This window comes from Nocardia brasiliensis IFM 10847 (genome assembly GCF_000710915.1).
GTDB lineage: Bacteria > Actinomycetota > Actinomycetes > Mycobacteriales > Mycobacteriaceae > Nocardia > Nocardia brasiliensis_A.
Map to the genome: position 1 here is coordinate 21,478 of NZ_BAUA01000073.1, position 18,393 is coordinate 39,870.

General features: G+C 67.1%; 19 protein-coding genes and 1 tRNA gene. 8 read left to right on the top strand and 12 right to left on the bottom strand.

From position 1 onward, the window contains the following. Positions 1-28: 28 nt before the first annotated feature. Positions 29-493 carry a DUF2752 domain-containing protein gene (locus NBRGI_RS15450; protein ID WP_029896859.1) on the bottom strand — a complete coding sequence of 155 codons (465 nt, stop codon included), beginning with the start codon at positions 491-493 and terminating at the stop codon, positions 29-31. A gap of 157 nt (positions 494-650) precedes the next feature. On the opposite strand from NBRGI_RS15450, the gene NBRGI_RS15455 reads away from it, so the two are divergent. The 5 genes from NBRGI_RS15455 to NBRGI_RS15475 all read left to right on the top strand — a co-directional run bounded on the left by NBRGI_RS15455 (position 651) and on the right by NBRGI_RS15475 (position 4,632). Further along, complete coding sequence (locus tag NBRGI_RS15455; RefSeq protein WP_148310828.1) at positions 651-947, top strand: hypothetical protein; 297 nt, start codon at positions 651-653, stop codon at positions 945-947. A 228-nt stretch (positions 948-1,175) separates the two neighbouring features. Next, positions 1,176-2,228: an alpha/beta fold hydrolase gene (locus NBRGI_RS15460; RefSeq protein WP_029896863.1), complete on the top strand. Its 1,053-nt coding sequence runs from the start codon at positions 1,176-1,178 to the stop codon at positions 2,226-2,228. Between the two features lie 136 nt (positions 2,229-2,364). Next, positions 2,365-2,652 carry a putative quinol monooxygenase gene (locus NBRGI_RS15465; RefSeq protein ID WP_029896865.1) on the top strand — a complete coding sequence of 96 codons (288 nt, stop codon included), beginning with the start codon at positions 2,365-2,367 and terminating at the stop codon, positions 2,650-2,652. A gap of 77 nt (positions 2,653-2,729) precedes the next feature. Continuing rightward, a complete protein-coding gene (locus tag NBRGI_RS45210; RefSeq protein WP_081878083.1) occupies positions 2,730-3,182 on the top strand; it encodes a nuclear transport factor 2 family protein in 453 nt (150 codons plus the stop codon). A gap of 49 nt (positions 3,183-3,231) precedes the next feature. Continuing rightward, a complete protein-coding gene (locus tag NBRGI_RS15475; RefSeq protein ID WP_029896869.1) occupies positions 3,232-4,632 on the top strand; it encodes a hypothetical protein in 1,401 nt (466 codons plus the stop codon). 18 nt (positions 4,633-4,650) lie between these two features. On the opposite strand, the gene NBRGI_RS15480 is transcribed toward NBRGI_RS15475, so the two are convergent. Together NBRGI_RS15480 and NBRGI_RS15485 are read right to left on the bottom strand one after the other, a co-directional pair. Then, the gene (locus NBRGI_RS15480) at positions 4,651-5,931 is read right to left on the bottom strand and encodes an RNA polymerase sigma factor (RefSeq protein ID WP_029896871.1); all 1,281 of its coding nucleotides are present in this window, start codon (positions 5,929-5,931) and stop codon (positions 4,651-4,653) included. Positions 5,932-5,946: 15 nt separating this feature from the next. Then, a complete protein-coding gene (locus NBRGI_RS15485) occupies positions 5,947-6,366 on the bottom strand; it encodes a YciI family protein (RefSeq protein ID WP_029896873.1) in 420 nt (139 codons plus the stop codon). Between the two features lie 288 nt (positions 6,367-6,654). On the opposite strand from NBRGI_RS15485, the gene NBRGI_RS15490 reads away from it, so the two are divergent. Further along, positions 6,655-7,596 carry a nucleotide-binding protein gene (locus NBRGI_RS15490; RefSeq protein ID WP_029896875.1) on the top strand — a complete coding sequence of 314 codons (942 nt, stop codon included), beginning with the start codon at positions 6,655-6,657 and terminating at the stop codon, positions 7,594-7,596. A 47-nt stretch (positions 7,597-7,643) separates the two neighbouring features. Here NBRGI_RS15490 and NBRGI_RS49900 read toward each other — a convergent pair whose 3' ends face one another. The 3 genes from NBRGI_RS49900 to NBRGI_RS15505 all read right to left on the bottom strand — a co-directional run bounded on the left by NBRGI_RS49900 (position 7,644) and on the right by NBRGI_RS15505 (position 9,670). After that, positions 7,644-7,934, bottom strand: a complete 291-nt coding sequence (locus NBRGI_RS49900; protein ID WP_370627767.1) for a hypothetical protein — start codon at positions 7,932-7,934, stop codon at positions 7,644-7,646. Positions 7,935-8,331: 397 nt separating this feature from the next. Continuing rightward, positions 8,332-8,407: transfer RNA gene (locus NBRGI_RS15500), tRNA-Thr, on the bottom strand. A 57-nt stretch (positions 8,408-8,464) separates the two neighbouring features. Beyond that, positions 8,465-9,670 carry a DNA polymerase III subunit delta' gene (locus NBRGI_RS15505; RefSeq protein ID WP_029896877.1) on the bottom strand — a complete coding sequence of 402 codons (1,206 nt, stop codon included), beginning with the start codon at positions 9,668-9,670 and terminating at the stop codon, positions 8,465-8,467. A 112-nt stretch (positions 9,671-9,782) separates the two neighbouring features. Here NBRGI_RS15505 and NBRGI_RS15510 point away from each other — a divergent pair, with 112 nt between their 5' ends. Then, positions 9,783-10,328: a DJ-1/PfpI family protein gene (locus NBRGI_RS15510; protein WP_036559268.1), complete on the top strand. Its 546-nt coding sequence runs from the start codon at positions 9,783-9,785 to the stop codon at positions 10,326-10,328. A 4-nt stretch (positions 10,329-10,332) separates the two neighbouring features. Here the strand turns inward: NBRGI_RS15510 and NBRGI_RS15515 are convergent, their stop codons facing one another. From NBRGI_RS15515 to NBRGI_RS15525, 3 genes are all read right to left on the bottom strand, one after another. Continuing rightward, positions 10,333-10,797: a mycothiol transferase gene (locus NBRGI_RS15515; RefSeq protein WP_051727799.1), complete on the bottom strand. Its 465-nt coding sequence runs from the start codon at positions 10,795-10,797 to the stop codon at positions 10,333-10,335. Between the two features lie 99 nt (positions 10,798-10,896). Then, positions 10,897-13,794, bottom strand: coding sequence for a type I DNA topoisomerase (topA, locus tag NBRGI_RS15520; protein WP_036559282.1), 2,898 nt, complete (start codon positions 13,792-13,794; stop codon positions 10,897-10,899). A gap of 322 nt (positions 13,795-14,116) precedes the next feature. Then, positions 14,117-14,323 (bottom strand): cold-shock protein, encoded by a 207-nt coding sequence (locus NBRGI_RS15525; RefSeq protein WP_011206895.1) that lies wholly within the window; start codon positions 14,321-14,323, stop codon positions 14,117-14,119. A 436-nt stretch (positions 14,324-14,759) separates the two neighbouring features. Between NBRGI_RS15525 and NBRGI_RS15530 the strand changes: the two genes are divergently transcribed. Beyond that, a complete protein-coding gene (locus NBRGI_RS15530) occupies positions 14,760-17,123 on the top strand; it encodes a DEAD/DEAH box helicase (RefSeq protein WP_081878084.1) in 2,364 nt (787 codons plus the stop codon). 310 nt (positions 17,124-17,433) lie between these two features. On the opposite strand, the gene NBRGI_RS15535 is transcribed toward NBRGI_RS15530, so the two are convergent. The 3 genes from NBRGI_RS15535 to NBRGI_RS46415 all read right to left on the bottom strand — a co-directional run. Next, positions 17,434-17,895, bottom strand: a complete 462-nt coding sequence (locus tag NBRGI_RS15535) for an Rv3654c family TadE-like protein (protein WP_081878085.1) — start codon at positions 17,893-17,895, stop codon at positions 17,434-17,436. Then, on the bottom strand, positions 17,892-18,251 hold the full coding sequence (locus tag NBRGI_RS15540) for a TadE family type IV pilus minor pilin (protein WP_235210967.1): 360 nt from the start codon (positions 18,249-18,251) through the stop codon (positions 17,892-17,894). Before NBRGI_RS15540 ends, NBRGI_RS15535 begins: the two co-directional genes overlap by 4 nt. Before the next feature lie 17 nt (positions 18,252-18,268). Continuing rightward, positions 18,269-18,393, bottom strand: a 125-nt coding sequence (locus NBRGI_RS46415; protein WP_036559272.1) for a DUF4244 domain-containing protein, incomplete at its 5' end; no start/stop codon positions are given.

Consider the following 18,393-nt stretch of genomic DNA (forward strand, 5'->3'; position numbering starts at 1 on the left):
TCGAACCACGCGCGCCGCGCCGCGCCGGCTAAACCGGGGTGAACCAGGTGCCCCACGGCGTATTTCGCAGCACGGTGTAGGCCGTGAGCAACGCAAAGAAGGTCCACATCGTCACGCGATTGATCGACGGCAGCCGCATCTTCTGCCCGCGCCAGGCCTGCCAGGTCCAGTCGCCCACCCACAGCGCGAAGGCCAGCACCAAGGGAATCGCGAGCAGATTGCTGTGCAACGAGTCGAGCAGATTGCCGTCGGTGAGGTTGTGGATCGCGCGCATGCCGCCGCAGCCGGGACACCAGTACCCGGTCAGCGCGTAGACGGGGCACACACCATAGGAACCCTCGACGTGCGGATCCCGCACGTGCAGCAGTGCGCCGAGCCCGACACCGACGCCCGCGACCAGCAGCGGGACTCCGACGCCGCGCCAACCGGACCGGGACGGGTGCGTGGCTCCCTCATGCGCCGCCGGTTCCGGTGCGACGTGCGTGCTTTCCACAGCACCAACCGTAACCGGCGCGCGTCGGCCGCCGCCACCACGGCAATGCGTCAGGGGCAGAACGGTTCTCGGGGCCGGGTGGTTGCGATGATCACGATACGGCCGCTTCAAGATCGAATAAGTAGGACGTTTCCGCAGGTAGAGTAGAATTCTGCCTGTGGATGCCGCAGGTTCTGCCCGGCTCGACCACGGCGCGACGAGCGCCGCTCGCAGGCTCGAATTCGGGCATGTGGGGCAATGGTCGGCAGCCCGGCACCACGATCTCGACGACGACAACTGCGCTTCGATGGTCGCGGTCGAGATCGATCCCGGTGACGGATCCTCGCTCGTGGTTTTCGTCCCCGCCGACGACGGGGGTCTGCCCAGCGGCTTCCAGCCCGACGATCAGGTGTGCCTGGTGCTACCGGAGGGCATCGCCGCGATGTATCCGCCGGTCGACCCGCGGCTCGCGTAAGTCGTTACGGGATCGCCACTCTCAGGGGCTAACGGCGCGGTACCGGTTGGGCGATGAACCCACTGACCACCCTCTTTTACGCGACTTTATTTGTGAAGAGAGACAGTGTCACTGCACTGGTTTACGGGTATTACTCCCGATGAGCCAGAATTTTCCGCCGCAGCGCGCTTGCACTAGCAAGCACTGAGCTTGCACTGTACTGTGGCGGCAGACACAAAGGAGTGCTCGATGCTGGTGAAGTCGATGAAGACGCTGGCGGACGCCCGAAACGGCGCGCTGACCGCCGCCTACCGTGCCGGATTGCGATCCCGCACCTTTCGCACCGCGTCCCTGAACACCCCCACCGCCCCGCACGAGGTCATCCCGGTGACCACCGTCGACGGCGCGCGACTGCGGGTGCACGCCTACGGTCCCGCCGACGGCGACGTCATCGTGCTGATCCACGGCTGGAGCTGCAGCATCGAGTACTGGAACCCGCAGATCAACGCTTTCGCGGATCACTACCGGGTGGTGTGCTACGACCAGCGCGGACACGGCGAGAGCCAGCTCGGCAAGCGGATGCCGAGCCGGGAAACCCTCGCCGACGATCTGAGCGCGGTCCTCGACGCGGTCCTGCGGCCCGGGCAGCGCGCCGTGCTCGCCGGGCACAGCATGGGCGGCATCACTATTCAGGCCTGGGCCGCGCACTACCCCGAACAGGTGCAGCGCCGCGCGGCAGCGGCCATCCTGCTGAACACCACCTCGGGCAACATCCGCTACGACACCGATCTGCTGCCGCTGCTGAACAAGCAGCTCGTCGTGCAGAACAAGCCGATCACCCTGCTCGGAGCGCCGGTGCGGATGCCGACGATCCTGTCCGAAGCGGTGCTCACCTCGCCGGTTCCGCTGCCCGGCGGCCTGCTGGCCAGTGCCATCCTGAAGGCGCGCGTGATGTGCAAGCACGCCACGGCAGACGAGGTGAATTTCTCGCTGGGCATCGTGCGTTCCTGTCGGCCGCTCACCCGCGGCAGGCACGCCGCGGCCCTCGCCGATATCGATGTCAGTGACGCCGCCGCGCATCTCACCGTGCCCACCACCGTCATCGCGGGTACCTACGATCACCTGCTGCCGGAACGGATGTCCCGGCGTATCGCCGACGACCTGACCCGGACCGGCCACCTCGCCGGGTACCACAGCTGGCCCACCGGACATCTCGGCAATATCGAAGCCGCCGGCAAGTTCAACGAGGTCCTCGCCGCCGTCGCCCAGCAGGCCCACCTGCCGGCCGCCGCCGCGGGCTGACCCCGCCTGTTCTCCTGAGCCGGTCAACGGCGCCCGGCTCAGGAGCACCGATTCCCGGCGCAGCGATGAGTCCTTCGATCTCCCGGCGTCCTTACTGCTGAACGCGTAAGCACCCCTGGGAGAAGAGGTTCAACGAGTGTTGATCATCGCCGGTCACGCCAGAGTCGATGCCGACCAGCGCGACGCCTACGTCGCCGCATTCCACGACATGGTCCGCCGATGTCGCGTCGCTCGCGGCTGCCTGGACATCGCCATCACCGCCGATTCGGTCGATCCGGCACGGGTGAACATCCTGGAACGCTGGGACAACCGGGAGAATCTCGAGGCCTGGCGCGCGATTTCGGACGCGCCACAGACCGGCATCCCGTTCGACGCGGACGTCATGGAATACACCGTCGGTTCGGTCCGTCCGCCGTTCGGCTGAGGTGCGCCGATCCGGGATCGGCCGTGATCTGTACAACAATAAGTACGATCGTTCGCCCTTATTGTTAGCCTGAGGGCATGACTTCCACTGACGTTCGAGTTGACGAAGATCGGGACCGGATGCGCGCAGTCATCGAGACCTTCTACGAGCGCACCTCCGCCAAAGACATGAACGGTGTGCTCGACCTGTGCACCGACGATCTGCGGATGCGTATTCCGTTCGATCCCGTGGTGGCCGTGCGCGAGGTCAACGGCAAGGAGGTGCTGCGCGATATCTCGCAGCAAGCCTTGGCGATGTACGACTCCTACCGCCAGATCGTGACCGCGATCGAGCCGATGCTCGACCCGCACGTCTGGCTGGTGACGGTCAAGGGCGATCTCGTGGTCCGCAGCACCGGCCTCCCCTACCGCAACGACTACCTCACCGTCTTCCGCTTCCGGGACGGCAAGATCGCCGAATGGGTCACCTACCACGACCCGATCCGCCAACTGGTCGCGTTCGGCATCGACGAGCTACCAGCAGCCGAGTGAGTCGCCCCAGAACTGGGGGCAGCACCTGCCGAGTGCTAGAACGGCGAAGGTGCAGATCTTCCGTACCAGCGGGTGTGCCGCCGCCGGGCATCCCGAGTTCACCGTGGTGTTCGCCGAGAAACTACCCCGGCCGTCGGCCGTCGACTGGATATTGGACGGGCTCGAGCGGGCCGTGACGCAGGGCAGCAGTCTCTCGGCGGGAATGTATTTCCCGCTCGGGTGGCGGGTGCTGCGCGTCATCGATCGCCACGACGGGACGCTCGGCCTCGAAGAGCGCGTCGTCGCGGACTTCTGGGAAGAGCACGTCGATCAGACCCTGGGTGATCTGTGGTGGCAGACCGACGCGGCCGTGAAACTCGGTCTACCCGTCGAGTTTTCGTCGGTCCGTGAGGACCACGCCGCCGCCGTGCAGTCGTGCGCCTACTCCGCCGGGCTGCTCATCCTGAACCGGATCGGGCCGGATTCACCGCAACACGGCAGTTGGTCGGTGAGCTGCGGCATGGACCACGAACACGGGGACTGGACCCACCTCGACCTGCACCAGCTCGCTGTGGCATTTCCGTTCGTCACCCACTTCCTCGCGCTGCCACCGGAAACCGGGCTGCTCATCGAGCGCGGCCGAGTCGAGGAGACGGGCGGCCTGGTGGCCGAGGTGGCGTATCAGGACACGATGGTGACGCCGGACGGCGGCGTGCACTTCGGCCCGGCGCCCGAGCCGGTGAACTTCGATCTCTGGGCGCGGTTCGCGATCGGCCAATCCGCTCCGGGGCTGTACCGCACCACGATCGGCGCCGAATACCGGCATCCCGAATTCGTCGCACGACTCAGCGAACCGGCGATCCCGGACAGCGATGACGCGCTGGTGGATTGGGTCCTGGACGACTTACAGCGATCCATCAGTACGGGCACACGCTTCACACCGGGCGAGCGGATCCAGGTCGGGTGGCGCACACTGCGGATCATCGAACGAGCGGACGGCCTGCTCGGACTGCACGAACGAGTGAGCACCGACGTATGGGAGGAACATGTCGAGCTGACTCTGCGCGAGACCTGGTACCAGAAGGAAGTCGCGGCGAGCCTCGGTGTGACCGAGGAGCTGGACTTCCCCACCGAACACCAGTCGGCAGCCGTCGCGTCCTGCGTGCACGATCGGTTGCCCGCACTCGTGCTGGCCCGCGACGAGTCCGACGACGCTCGGTTCTCCGGCTGGCGGGTCCATTGCGCACAGGACCACGACCACGGCGCATGGTCGTCCCGAACGCTGTGGGAAGTAACGGATTTCGCACCATTCGCCACGCAATTCCTCGCGCTTCCGGCCACCACGTCACTGACCGTCGAGGCGCCGCACACCACACCCTCGGGCCGCATCCGCACCCACATCACCCTCGGCGGTCGCCATCGTGTCCCCAATCCGGGCTCCTACCTGGCGATCCTCAACGCGGCTACGTAGCGTTGGCGGCGAGCGTCTTCAGCCGCCCAGTGCGGCGAGCTTGCCCGCGAGCACGTCGCGTTCGCGGTCGTTGCCGCACAGCTCGAGCGCGCGTGCCAACTCGGCGCGCGCCTCTGCCTTACGTCCCAGGCGGATCAGTAGTTCGCCACGCACACTGGGCAGCAGGTGCGAATCCGAAAGTACTGCCGCGGAACGCAATCCGTCGACGATCGGGAGTGCAGCGGCGGGCCCCTGCGCCATGGACACCGCCACCGCCCGGTTGAGCTCGACCACCGGCGACTGCGCGAGCCTCCCCAATGCCTCGTACAGCAGCACGATGCGCTCCCATGCCGTCTCCGCCACCGACGGTGCGACAGCGTGACATTCGGCGATCGCCGCCTGCAGACCGTAGGCGCCGAGCCCGCGTCCGGCCCGTGCCGCGCGCTCCAGGGCCGCACGACCCCGCTCGATCGCGGCTCGATCCCAGCGCCGACGATCCTGCTGCTCCAACAGGATCGGCCGTCCATCCGGTGCGGTGCGGGCCGGGAACCGGGCGGCAGTGAGTTCGAGTAGCGCCAGAAGTCCTTGTGCCTCAGGCTCGTTCGGCATCAGCCGGGCGAGTACACGCGCCAATCGCTGCGCTTCGCCAGCCAGATCGAACCGGATCAGGTCGCTGCCGGAACTCGCCGACGAACCCTCGGTGAAAATCAGATACACCACATTCAGCACCGACCCGAGGCGCGCGGCTCGCTGCGGCCCCGACGGCACCTCGAAGCGCACCTTGGCCGCAGCCAAGGTCTTCTTCGCGCGGGTGATCCGCGCCTGCACCGTCGCCGTCGGCACCAGACACGCGTTCGCGATCTCGTCACTGGTCAAACCGCCGATCACGCGCAGCGTCAACGCGATTCGCGCATCCCGGGACAGGGTCGGATGGCAGGAGACGAACATCAGCGCGAGGACGTCGTCATCGATCTGGTCCGGATCCCACAGCACGTCCGCGGCGGTCTCGACGACCTCGCCGCCCGAAACGGCACCGCCCTCGCCCAGGTTGCGAGCGAGGGCCGCATACCGCTCATCGAGTGCGGAACGCCTGCGGAAGCCGTCGATGGCACGCCGCTTGCCGACGGTCAGCAACCAGCCCGCGGGATTGCCCGGCACCCCGTCGCGCGGCCAGGTCACCAGCGCTTCGGCCAGCGCCTCCTGCGCCAGGTCCTCGGCGAGCGCGAAGTCCCCGGTGTAGCGCGCCAAAGCGCCGACGATGCGCGCGGATTCGATCCGCCAGACCGCGGCGACGGCCGCCCGGCCACTGCGTTCGGCCATCGCCCGCCGTCCCGCTCAGAGCTGGCCGGTGGCTTCGCGCCACGCCCGCTCCTTCTGAATCCACTCGTTGTCCTGCGGGAATTCATCGATCGAGGAGACACGCCGGATCTCGGTCTTGAAGCCCGGTCCGGCCATCGGCATCCGCTTGGCCCATTCGATCGCCTCCTCCTTGGACGCGACGTCGAGAATGTAGAACCCGCCGAACAACTCTTTGGTCTCGCCGTACGGGCCGTCGGTGATGATCGGCGTCTCCGACGAATAGTCGACCACCACGCCCTCGGCCGGATCCTCGAGTCCTTCGGCCGCCAGCAGCACCCCGGCCCGCAGCATCTCGTCGTTGAACCGGCCCATGATCTCCAGCATCTCGTCGAAGTCGACCTCGCCCATCTTCGCGTAGGCCTCGTCCGTCGCCCGCATCACCAGCATGAACTTCATGACTCTGTCTCCTCGGTCAGCATCCCGGGCCCCTTCTGGACCCTCTCATCCCTAGGTCGAATGGGGAGCGGTCTCGATCGACACGTCCGCAAAAGTTTTTTCGAACGCCTTCGGGCCGCCGGCTCCGGCCCCGGCGTTCTACCCGCGTGTCGTGCTCGAACCTGTTGCGGAAGAGGCGGTTTCAGCGTCTAACCGGCCGCCCCGCATGCGCACGCGACCGCCGGTCGAGTACATTGTCGCCGCCAGTACGAATATGAATGTCGTTACCGATACGAGAGGAGTGTGGCGGTGAAGATCGCCTTCGTCGGCAAGGGTGGCAGCGGCAAGACGACCCTGTCCTCGCTGTTCATCCGGCATCTGGTCGAGCGCGGATTGCCCACCGTGGCCATCGATGCGGATATCAACCAGCATCTGGCGGCCGCGCTGGGTGCCGGAGAAGAAGAGTCACTGACCCTGCCGACCCTCGGCGCGCACCTGCCCTTGATCAAGGACTATCTGCGCGGCGACAACCCTCGGATCGCCACCGCCGACGCGATGATCAAGACCACGCCGCCGGGATCCGGTTCGCGGCTGCTGCGCGTCGTCGAGGAGAACCCGATCTACACCGCGTGCATGCGCGATGTCGGCGGGGCGCGACTGATGGTGACCGGACCGTTCAGCGACGAAGACCTCGGCGTCGCCTGCTACCACTCCAAGGTCGGCGCGGCCGAACTGCTGCTCAACCATATGATCGACGGTGCAGGCGAGTACGTCGTGGTCGACATGACCGCAGGCGCCGACTCGTTCGCCTCCGGCCTGTTCACCCGTTTCGATCTGACCGCGCTGGTGTGCGAACCGACCCTGCGCAGCGTCGGCGTCTACCGGCAATACCTCAACTACGCCAAGGATTTCGGCATCCACATCGCCGTCGTCGGCAACAAGATCTGCGACGCCGACGACCTCGCCTTCCTGCGCGAACACGTCGGCGACAACCTGCTCTGCTGGACCGGCCGCTCCGCACACGTGCGCGCCGCCGAACGCGGCGACATCCGCCCCATCACCGACCTCGAGCCCGAGAACCGCGCCACCCTCGCCACCCTTCACTCCGCCCTCGACGCCCGCACCCGCGACTGGACCACCTACCAGCAGCAAGCCGTCGACTTCCACATCCGCAACGCCAACGCCTGGGCCGGCCCCGACCTCCTCACCCAAATAGACCCCACCTTCACCCTCGATCCCACCCCCGCTTGATCCCCTGCGCCCGTCCCGTTCTCCCGGGACGGGCGCGGGGCCTCGCGCTAGTACTCCAGATCGGACCATGGGATGTCGATAGGGAACGGCGCGCCGCTCCGGACGCCGTCGGGATCATCGTGTGTCCATTCGCCGACCAGGATGTAGTCAGCAGAGCGGAGGGGGCGCACACCGTCCGGCAAGGGTCCGTGCTCTGTTTCGAGCCCGTAGGCGCGGACCGTGGCGATAGCACTGGCTTCGCGTGCCAGAGTAACTTCCCAGTACCAGGGAATCCGAGCGCTCGCATAGCGCCCCTTCTTCGCCTCCATGTCCATCTGCGCGTTGGAAGGCGACAGCACTCGCCGACGAGCAGCGCATCAGCACCGCGGACATCCTGGTACGCCGATTCCAGACGGCGGTGCACCAGAAAATCCGGTGTCAGGAAGTCGGACTTCCCGCTCGTTCCGAGGAAGACATTGGTCTCGAAGTTGACCACCCAGCATCGATCCGGCCTGTCCGCCATCACCTTTCGCGAGCAGCGCTCGATCGAATTGGTCAGACGACGAGTGAAGGTTTGATGCTCGCCGGACCCACACCACGCGACCATCCCACAGCTCGATCTGATCCGCGATGTCCCCACGAAGTCGCTGCAGTTCATCCACAAGTCATGTACTCGGGCAGATCCGGCCGCTCGATGCTCGGACGAGACATGCCGCAATCGTAGGCGACCTGCAATGCAGTCGACCAGGATGTTTGTGGAGCCGCCTGGGGGAATCGAACCCCCGACCTTTTCATTACGAGTGAAGCGCTCTACCGACTGAGCTAAGGCGGCGTGCCTTTCGGCGTGGCGAGTCTATCGTCTTCGGGGGTGGATCGCGAAAACGGGTGGTCAGGGGGTTTGGGCGGCCGTGAGGGCGGCGGCGAGGGCGGCCAGGGCGAAACGGGGTTTGACGTTGAGGTCGAGGGCTTCGCGGCAGGCCAGGACGGCGTCGATGGATTGCAGGAGGCCCTCGGGGCGGATGCGGCGGGCCAGGTCGTGGATCTGGTCGGACATGTCGGGATGAGTGAGGGCCACGCCCGAGCCGTTGCGGGCGGCGCCGAAGCGGACCGCCAGCGCGTCGCGGTAGACGCCGGCCACGTCGATGAGTGCCCGGTCCAGGGCGTCGCGGCCGGTGCGGGTGGCGCGGGACTTCTGGCGGCGTTCCAAATCTTTCAGCACGCCCGCGGAACCTCGGGTGGCACCGGCCGCACCCTTGCCTGTGCCACCCGCGCCGAGGGCGGTCGCGAGTTCTTCGCGTTCGCGGTCGTCGCGGGTGGCGCTCATCTGCTTGGCTTCGTCGTCGGCGGCCTTGACCAGTTCGTCGGCGGCGGCGTAGACGGCGCCGGGCTTCGAGGCGGCGGCGACCAGCGCCAGTGCGCGCTGACGGCGGGCGCGTGCCTCCCCGTCGGTGGCGAGGCGGCGGGCCCGGCCGACGTGGCCGCCGCTGATCGAGGCCGCCCAGTTGGCGGTCTTCTCGTCGAGGTTGTCGCGCTCGCGCAGGACGTGCGCGATGGCGGGCACCGACGGGGTCACGAGGTGCACGTGCCGGCAGCGCGAACGCAGGGTGATCGAGATGTCCTCGGGGTCGACGGTCGGCGCGCACAGCAGGAACACGGTGCGGTCCGGCGGCTCTTCGACCACCTTCAGCAGAACGTTGCCCGCGGCCTCGGTCAGGCGGTCGGCGTCTTCGATGACGACGACCTGCCAGCGGCCGGTGCTCGGCCGGCGCGACGCGACCTGCACGATCTCGCGCATCTCCTTGGTGCTGATGCTCAGTCCCTCGGGGATGACGCGGCGTACGTCGCCGTGCGTGCCCGCCATGGTCGTCGTGCAGGCGTGACAGCGGCCGCAGCCGGGCGAACCGGGATCGGTGCACTGTAACGCGGCCGCAAAACACAGCGCCGCAACGGATCTCCCGGACCCGGGCGGGCCGGTGAACAGCCACGAATGCGTCATCGCGCCTTCGACCACGTCGGCGCGAGCCGCGATCGCGGCAGCCGTCAGCTCGGACTCGACCGCATCCTGGCCGACCAACCGATCGAAGACACCTGCCACGCCGTACACCCTAGCGGCCCGCACCGACACCGATCGCCGGGCACAGGACACACCCATCCCTATTGACCCGCGTGCCACCCGGGCGGATCCTCGAGAAGGAGGTGCAATCACCGTGCGAATTCTCTTGATCACCGGCGATGCGGCCGAAGACCTCGAGGTCATGTACCCGTATCAGCGTCTACTCGAAGAGGGCCACGAGGTGGACATCGCGGCCCCGGCCGTGAAGCAGCTCCAGTTCGTGGTGCACGACTTCGTGGACGGCTTCGACACCTACACCGAAAAGGCCGGGCACAGTTGGCCGGCCGACGTCGCGTTCGCCGACGTCGATCCCGCCGCCTACGACGCGCTGGTGGTGCCAGGCGGCCGAGCGCCGGAATACCTGCGCAACAACCCCGAGTGCCGGCGCCTGGCCCGGCATTTCGCGGAGGCGGGCAAGCCCATCGCCGCGCTCTGCCATGGACCGCTGATCCTCGCTGCCGCAGGCGTTCTGAGCGGACGCTCGTGCAGCGCGTACCCGGCGCTGGCCCCGGACATCGAGGCCGCGGGCGCGAAATTCGTCGACAGCGCGGCCTACGTCGACGAGAACATCGTCACCGGCCGCGCCTGGCCGGATCATCCGGCGTGGATGCGCGAATTCCTCAGGGTGCTGGGCAAATAGCGGTTCAACGCGAGTAGGTGCTGTTCGCACCGTCGAGCTCCTCGCGGATGATGTCCGCGTGCCCGCTGTGGTGCGCGATCTCGCGCAGAATGTGCAGCAGCGTGAAGCGGACGGTCCACCAGACTCGTTCCGGCGTCCACGGCGCGGTCGGGGTGGGCACCGAGGTGTCCAGGCTGTCCACCGTGCGGATCAGCTCCGCCGTGGCGGCCGCGACCTCGTCCCACTCGGCGAGCAGCCCCGCGACGGTCTCGCCTTCGGCCATCGCGTATTCGCCCTCGAACCGTGCCGGGTCGATCGCGGCGTTCTCGTCCCGTTCGACGAGCACCGTGACCCAGTGCCGCTCGCAGCTGATCAGGTGGTGCAGCAGACCGCCGAGGGTCAGCTCGCTGACCGTGGTGCGCTTGCGGGCTTGGTCGTCGTCGATGCCGCGCAGGGTGATCCGGAACAGGTCTCGCTGGTCGGCGAGCATGCTGATCAGGTCTTCGCGTTCTTGGTCGGCCACAGGTACATCCTTTCGCGGGTCGTGCACTCGAGACCGTACTACGGCTCCAGCATCCGACCCGCGAACTCAGGAATTCCCGACGCCCGTCTTCTTGGTCGCCGCCTTCTTCGCGGCCGACTTCTTGGCGACCGTCTTGGTGGTCGTCGACTTGACCGCCGTCTTCTTGGCCGCGGTCTTCTTCGCCGGCGCTTTCTTCGCGGCCGACTTCTTGGCCGCCTTCTTCACCGGTCCACGCGCGCGCCGGTCGGCGAGCAACTCCATCGCCCGTTCCGGGGTGATCGACTCGATCTCGTCGCCCTTGCGCAGGGTGGCGTTGGTCTCGCCGTCGGTGACGTACGGTCCGAAGCGACCGTCCTTGATCACCATCGGCTTGCCGGAGGCGGAGTCGTTGCCGAGTTCGCGCAACGGCGCCGCCGCGGAAGCCTGCCGGCCCCGGCGCTTCGGCTCGGCGTAGATCTTGAGCGCCTCTTCCAGCGTCACGTCGAAGATCTGGTCTTCGCTGGTGAGCGAGCGAGAGTCGGTGCCCTTCTTCAGGTATGGGCCGTAACGTCCGTTCTGCGCGGTGATCTCGTCACCGGTGGCCGGGTCGGCGCCGACCACCCGCGGCAGCGACAACAGCTTGAGCGCGTCGTCGAGCGTGACAGTGGCCAGGTCCATCGATTTGAACAGCGACCCGGTGCGAGGCTTGGGCGCAGCCGCCTTCTTCGCCGTTTTCTTTGCGGGCGTGGCGGTTTCGTCCGCGGCGGGCTCGGGTAGCACCTCGGTGACGTACGGGCCGAAACGGCCTTCCTTGGCGACGATCTCGTGCCCGGTCGCCGGATCGATGCCCAGCGAACGACCTTCCTGCGGGGTGGAGAACAGCTTCTCGGCGACCTCGGGCGTGAGTTCGTCCGGCGGCAGATCGTCGGGCAGGTTGGCCCGCTGCGAGACCGAATCACCTTCGGGGTCATCGGGATTCGGGACCATCCGCTCCAGGTACGGCCCGTACCGGCCCACCCGGACCACCACGTCGCGGCCCGCCTCGTCGGCAAAAAGCTTGATGGAGTTGACTTCTCGCGCGTCGATATCGTCGAGCCGCTCGCCGACCATCTTCTTCAGACCGCCGGACCGCGCGACCGAGCCCTCTACTCCGGTGTCGCCACCGAAGTAGAAGTTGGACAGCCAGCTTCCACGCTGTTCGCGACCGCCCGCGATGGCGTCGAGGTCGTCCTCCATGCCCGCGGTGAAGTCGAAGTCGACCAATCGGCCGAAATGCTCTTCCAGCAAACCGATTACGGCGAAGGCCACCCACGACGGCACCAGCGCGCTACCGCGCTTGTACACATAGCCACGATCGAGGATCGTCTTGATGATCGAGGAGTACGTCGACGGGCGGCCGATGCCGAGTTCTTCGAGCGTCTTGATCAGCGACGCCTCGGTGTATCTGGCGGGCGGATTCGTGCTGTGCCCATCGGGATTCAGCTCGACCGCCGTGACGCCCTGGCCTTCGCTGAGCGCGGGCAGCCGCGATTCGGCGTCGTCGGATTGACCGCCCGCCTCCTCGTCCACGCTCTCCACGTAGGCCTTCAGGAAGCCCGCGAAGGTGATGGTGCGGCCGGAGGCGGAGAACACGCATTCCTCGCCGGTACCCGCGACGCCGGTGATGCGCAGCGTCAGCGTGGTGCCCCTAGCGTCGGCCATCTGCGAGGCGACCGTGCGCTGCCAGATCATCTCGTAGAGCCGGAACTCGTCGTTGTCCAGCCGCGCGTGCAACTGCCCCGGGGTGGCGAACGTGTCGCCGGCCGGGCGGATCGCCTCGTGTGCCTCCTGCGCGTTCTTCACCTTGCGGGTGTACTGGCGCGGCGTCGGATGCACGTATTCGGAGCCGTACAGCTGCGTCGCCTGCGAGCGAGCCGCGGCGATCGCCGACTCCGACAGCGTGGTCGAGTCGGTACGCATATAGGTGATGTAGCCGTTTTCGTAGAGCCGCTGCGCGACCCGCATCGTGCGCTCGGAGTTGAAGCGCAGCTTGCGCCCCGCCTCCTGCTGCAGCGTCGAGGTCATGAACGGCGGATACGGCTTACGCGTGTACGGCTTCGCCTCGGCGGAGGAGACCACCATGTCGACGCCGTCCAGCGCCTGGGCCAGGCGGCGCGCGTGCGCCTCGTCGAGCACGACGACACCGGAGGCGGACTTGAGCTGACCGTCGGAGTTGAAGTCACGGCCGGTCGCGACGCGCGCACCGGCGACGCTCACCAACCGCGCACCGAAGGTCCGCGGGTTGCTGGTGTCGCCGTCCTCGCCGGGACCCGCGTCGAGTTTCGCGGCGATATCCCAGTATTCGGCGGAGCGGAACGCCATCCGCTCGCGTTCGCGTTGCACGATCACCCTGGTGGCGACGGACTGCACGCGGCCCGCCGACAGCTTCGGCATGACCTTCTTCCACAGCACCGGGCTGACCTCGTAGCCGTACAGCCGGTCCAGGATGCGGCGGGTCTCCTGCGCGTCGACCAAGTCGTTGTCGAGGTCACGCGTATCGGCCGCGGCCGCCTGGATGGCCGGCTCGGTGATCTCGTGGAACACCATGCGCCGGACCGGGACCTTGGGCTTCAGCGTTTCCAGCAGATGCCAGGCGATGGCCTCGCCCTCGCGGTCGGGGTCGGTGGCGAGATAGAGCTCGTCGGCATCCTTGAGCAGGCTCTTGAGCTCGGCGACCTTGGCCTTCTTATCCGGGCTCACCACATAGATGGCCTCGAAGTCATGGTCGACGTCCACGCCCAGGCGCGCCCAGGACTCGCCCTTGTACTTGGCGGGCACGTCCGCGGCACCGCGCGGTAGGTCTCGAATGTGTCCCACCGACGCCTCGACCGTGTAGTTACGGCCGAGATAAGGCGCGATCTTTCGGGCCTTGGTAGGGGACTCGACGATCACGAGACGACGCAGGGGACGGCCCTGGTCGGCTGCACCGCGGTCTCGTGTTGCCACCGGCGAATACACCTTTCCTGTCGACCCGCGCGGGGCGCTTGCAGCGCCGACACGGGTTTGGGGCAAGCGACGACGACGGCTGGGCGTCGCCACCAGACACGGTTATACCTTGACGCTACGTGTGGCCGAGTACTTGCGACTTGAACCACAGAGCGTACGCGCGTCACTGGGAATCAGTATGCCCTGTCTTTTCACCGCGGCTACGCCACGGCGTGTTCACAAGGTACTTCGCCCCAGCACGGCGGGTTGTGCCCTACCCCGGATATAGCTCGTCCCCCACCTCCGTTACCGGCGGTGAGGGACGAGTGTTGGATTGCGTCGCTCAGCTGAGCGCGCGAACTCCGGTGGCCTGCGGGCCCTTGGTGCCCTGGCCGACCTCGAACTCGACCTTCTGGTTCTCTTCGAGGGTACGGAAGCCCGACCCCTGAATTTCGGAGTAGTGGACGAAGACGTCAGCGGAGCCGTCCTCGGGCGCGATGAAGCCGAACCCCTTCTCCGCGTTGAACCACTTCACAGTTCCCTGTGCCATTCTGTTCCTTCTCTTTTCTTACCGGAACGGCGGACAACTGGGTTCGTCCACCGGGTCCGTTCCGACCGCTGTACTGTTGGTTCCCCCTGCAGGAAAGCACCAAGCACACCGTTCGCAACATCGATCCTGCTGACGGTTTGGACTTTGGATCCGTCCCTCGAACACAGAAGCTTGCGACCAGGAACCAGTGAACCATGTCTTCGAGCAATTCAACAGTCGAGTTACCGACAATTTGCAAAAAAGTTGATCTTGCGAATGCGCAGGTGAGGGACACAATGCCAGAATCCAGACTTCAGGTTCGTTTGCCTCCCGATAACCGAGTCGGCGTATGGCAAACAGCCTGTGACCCAGGTCGCTATTGGGTATCGAAATGGCAGGTGAGGGTTCCTAACCGCACACGTTTCACACTTTCCCAGCGTGTCGTGGCGCGCGCCGCATGAATCCAGCGGCCCCTAACACCCGAACAGCCCAGTACGAGAGCCTCAGCTACGGGACATCGTTGCTGAATCGTGTCCTGGCGGACGGGACCGGTTCGGACGCCCGATTGACCCACGCCGTCGAACTCCCGGCGCGTGCCGCCGCCGTCACCACCTGGCCCGATTGGGCATCGCCGGAGGTGGTGGCCGCATTACAGGACACGGGCATCGACACGCCGTGGAGTCATCAGACCCGCACCGCCGATCTCGCCTTCGGTGGCGCGCACGTGGTGGTCAGCACCGGCACAGCATCCGGCAAATCGCTCGGCTACCAGCTGCCGGTCCTGACCGCACTGCAACGAGACCCCCGGGCCACGGCCCTCTATCTGGCGCCGACCAAGGCGCTCGGCGCGGACCAGTTGCGCGCCGTCGGGGCGCTGACACACGAGGGGCCGCTGCGCGATATCCATCCGGCCACCTACGACGGCGATACGCCGGCCGAGATCAGGCAGTGGGTCCGGGCCAATGCCCGCTGGGTGTTCACCAACCCCGACATGCTGCACGTCGGCATCCTGCGCTCGCACCAGCGCTGGGCCAGGGTGCTGCGCAGGCTGCGCTATGTCGTGATCGACGAATGTCATGCCTACCGGGGCGTTTTCGGTTCACACGTAGCGCTGGTGCTGCGCAGGTTGCGCCGGCTCGCGGCGCACTACGGCGCCGATCCGGTGTTCGTGCTCTGTTCTGCGACCACGGCCGAACCCGCGGCGGCCGCCGCCCGTTTGATCGGAGCACCCTGCGCCGCGGTCACCGAGGACGGCTCACCGCAGGGCCCCCGCACCGTCGCGCTCTGGGAGCCACCGCTGCTCACCGCCGTGACCGGGGAAAACGGTGCCCCGGTGCGACGGGCCGCCACCACCGAGGCGGCTCGGATCATGGCCGACCTGGTGGTCGAAGGCGCACGGACGCTCACCTTCGTGCGCTCCCGTCGCGCCGCGGAACTCACCGCGATGGACGCCCGGCGGCTGCTGCTCGAGGTCGATCCGAGCCTGGCCGAACGCGTCGCGGCCTATCGAGCGGGGTATCTGGCGGAGGACCGGCGGGGCCTGGAACAGGCGCTGTCCGACGGTTCGCTGCTCGGCGCGGCGACCACCAACGCACTCGAACTCGGCGTGGACATCGCCGGCTTGGACGCGGCGGTGATCTGCGGTTTTCCCGGTACCGTCGCCTCGTTCTGGCAGCAGGCCGGACGGGCCGGACGCCGCACCCAGGGCTCGCTGGTGGTGCTGGTCGCCAGGGACGATCCGCTGGACACCTACCTCGTGCACCACCCGGAAGCACTGCTGGACAAGCCGGTCGAAGCGACGATCACCGATCCGCGCAATCCATATGTCCTCGGTCCCCAGTTGCTGTGCGCGGCACTCGAACTACCGCTCACCGACACCGAAGTGGACGAGTTCGGCGCCAGAGAGATACTGACCGAACTCGCCACACAGGGACTGATCCGACGCCGTGCCGCCGCGGACCGCGGACGCTGGTACGTCACCGCGGAGACGCAGCCGCACGACGCCGTCGATGTGCGCGGCGGCATCGGCACTCCGGTGGCCATCGTCGACGGGGAAACCGGCAGGCTGCTCGGCACCGCCGACGCGGGACGAGCGCCCGCGACCCTGCATCAGGGCGCCGTCCATCTGCATCAAGGCGAGTCCTACGTCGTCGACGAACTCGATCTCGAGGACGGCGTCGCGTTCGTGCACGCCGCCGAACCCGGGTGGACCACCAGTGCCCGCTCGGTCACCTCCATCGCCATCGACGCGATGACCGAGCAGCACCGGCACGGTCACGTGACGACCGCGTTGGCCAAGGTCAGGGTGACCAGTCAGGTGATCGGCTATCTGCGCACCCTGGTCACCGGTGAGGTCTTGGACCTGGTCGAACTCGACATGCCGGAGCACACGCTGCCCACCAGGGCCGTGCTCTACACGGTGAGCCCGGAGTTGCTGGCGCTGGCGGGCATCGAACCGGCGGCCGTGCCCGGCGCGCTGCATGCTGCCGAGCATGCGGCGATCGGCCTGTTGCCGCTGGTGGCGACCTGTGACCGGTGGGATATCGGCGGCGTCTCCATCGCCGAACATCCGGATACCGGGTTGCCGACCGTGTTCGTCTACGACGGCCAGCCGGGCGGCGCGGGCTTCGCCGAGCGCGGGTTCGCCCAGCTGCACCGTTGGCTCTCGGCGACCCTCGACGTCATCGACGCCTGCGCCTGTGCGGCGGGGTGTCCGTCCTGCGTCCAGTCACCGAAGTGCGGGAACGGAAACCACCCGCTGGACAAGGCCGGCGCGGCGCGGCTGCTGAGCGCGGTACTGGCCGAACTGGCGGTTCGGTGACGCCGTCGCGCCTTCCTCGTGACGAGGTCGAGCCCGATGTGTGATCAGATATCCATCTGACCTGCATGGTCGGCCTCGACTCGAGGCTCAGGCGACCCTGGCGCGGCCACCCACCGCCGAATAAAGAGGAATGAATTCAGGTTAACTACGCTATTGCCGACATCGTCGTCTGCGTACATGCGCATTCATCCGATTCTTTATCCGGACGCTTGCGGACAATTGTCCCCGATGAAATTAATCGGCCTGGGGAATTACCGATTTCCGCTACTCGCGACAACGTTCTCACAGCGAACACACACGCTGATCTGTCTCACTTCACAACTGGGCCTGCTCGCGCGACTGCGCGCACCATCCGAACACCTAACAGACCTATTGGTACATTCCGTTCGACAATCACCGTCGCATCCCACTCGGCGACCTCACATCCGCGCACCCGAGCGCCCATTCGCCGCGCCACCTCCGTCGCCGCCGCACACCCCACCTCCACTCCCTCCACCAACCGCGTCGCCGCCGCGAGCGCCGCTAGATCCGCCGCCGCTTGCGCACGATGCCGGGTGACCACCGCCACACCCACCTGCCCGATCAACAGTGTCACCGCGATCAACCCGGCCAGCGCCAGGCAGGCGAACACAGTCGCCGCACCCTGATCTTCGTGTCGGAGATGTGTCCATAGCCGCCAGGCGCGAGGGCGGCGGTTCCGTCCGAAGGTGCGGAATTGAGCCGCGCCAGGTTCGCAGCGGACATCGACGCCGTGCACCAGGTGCGCGCTCATTGGGCCGAGCCGGGTTCGCGGGTGGCTACGGCATCGGCGTGCAGGGTGAGGAGTGGGAGGAGCGGGGCGCGGGCGGTTACCCGGGCGATCACGTAGGCCCCTTCCGTGCGGAGCGAGATATCGGCCGAGGGCGGGGCGACGCGGTGGGCGGCCGTCAGGGCGTTCGCCTCGTCACCGCGGGCCGCGAGCCGGGCCGCCTCGCGGGCGGCGTCGACGCAGCGCACCTGCGTCGACGCCGCCAGTATTGCGCCGAGACACAGCACCACCGCCACGATCACAGTGGCGAGTGCGATTGCCGCCTCGACCGTGACCGAGCCACTGTCGTCGCCGAGATCTATTCCACCGCAACGATTCAACTGGCTCCGCGCACCGATCAGACGGCGGTGTTCAAAGCCCGGTCGATGATCCGCGTCAACGCGTTCACGATGCTGTCGCCCGTCACGACGCCATACAGAACCGCACCGAAGGCCGCGGCCGCGATGGTGCCGATCGCGTACT

Bases quoted from the DNA above. Each gene is read 5' to 3' on its own strand.
- NBRGI_RS15460 (WP_029896863.1), top strand. From the start codon at position 1,176: ATGCTGGTGAAGTCGATGAAGACGCTGGCGGACGCCCGAAACGGCGCG.
- NBRGI_RS45210 (WP_081878083.1), top strand. From the start codon at position 2,730: ATGACTTCCACTGACGTTCGAGTTGACGAAGATCGGGACCGGATGCGC.
- NBRGI_RS15480 (WP_029896871.1), bottom strand. From the start codon at position 5,931: ATGGCCGAACGCAGTGGCCGGGCGGCCGTCGCCGCGGTCTGGCGGATC.
- NBRGI_RS15485 (WP_029896873.1), bottom strand. From the start codon at position 6,366: ATGAAGTTCATGCTGGTGATGCGGGCGACGGACGAGGCCTACGCGAAG.
- NBRGI_RS15515 (WP_051727799.1), bottom strand. From the start codon at position 10,797: ATGCTCGCCGACCAGCGAGACCTGTTCCGGATCACCCTGCGCGGCATC.
- NBRGI_RS15525 (WP_011206895.1), bottom strand. From the start codon at position 14,323: ATGGCACAGGGAACTGTGAAGTGGTTCAACGCGGAGAAGGGGTTCGGC.
- NBRGI_RS15530 (WP_081878084.1), top strand. From the start codon at position 14,760: ATGAATCCAGCGGCCCCTAACACCCGAACAGCCCAGTACGAGAGCCTC.
- NBRGI_RS15535 (WP_081878085.1), bottom strand. From the start codon at position 17,895: ATGAGCGCGCACCTGGTGCACGGCGTCGATGTCCGCTGCGAACCTGGC.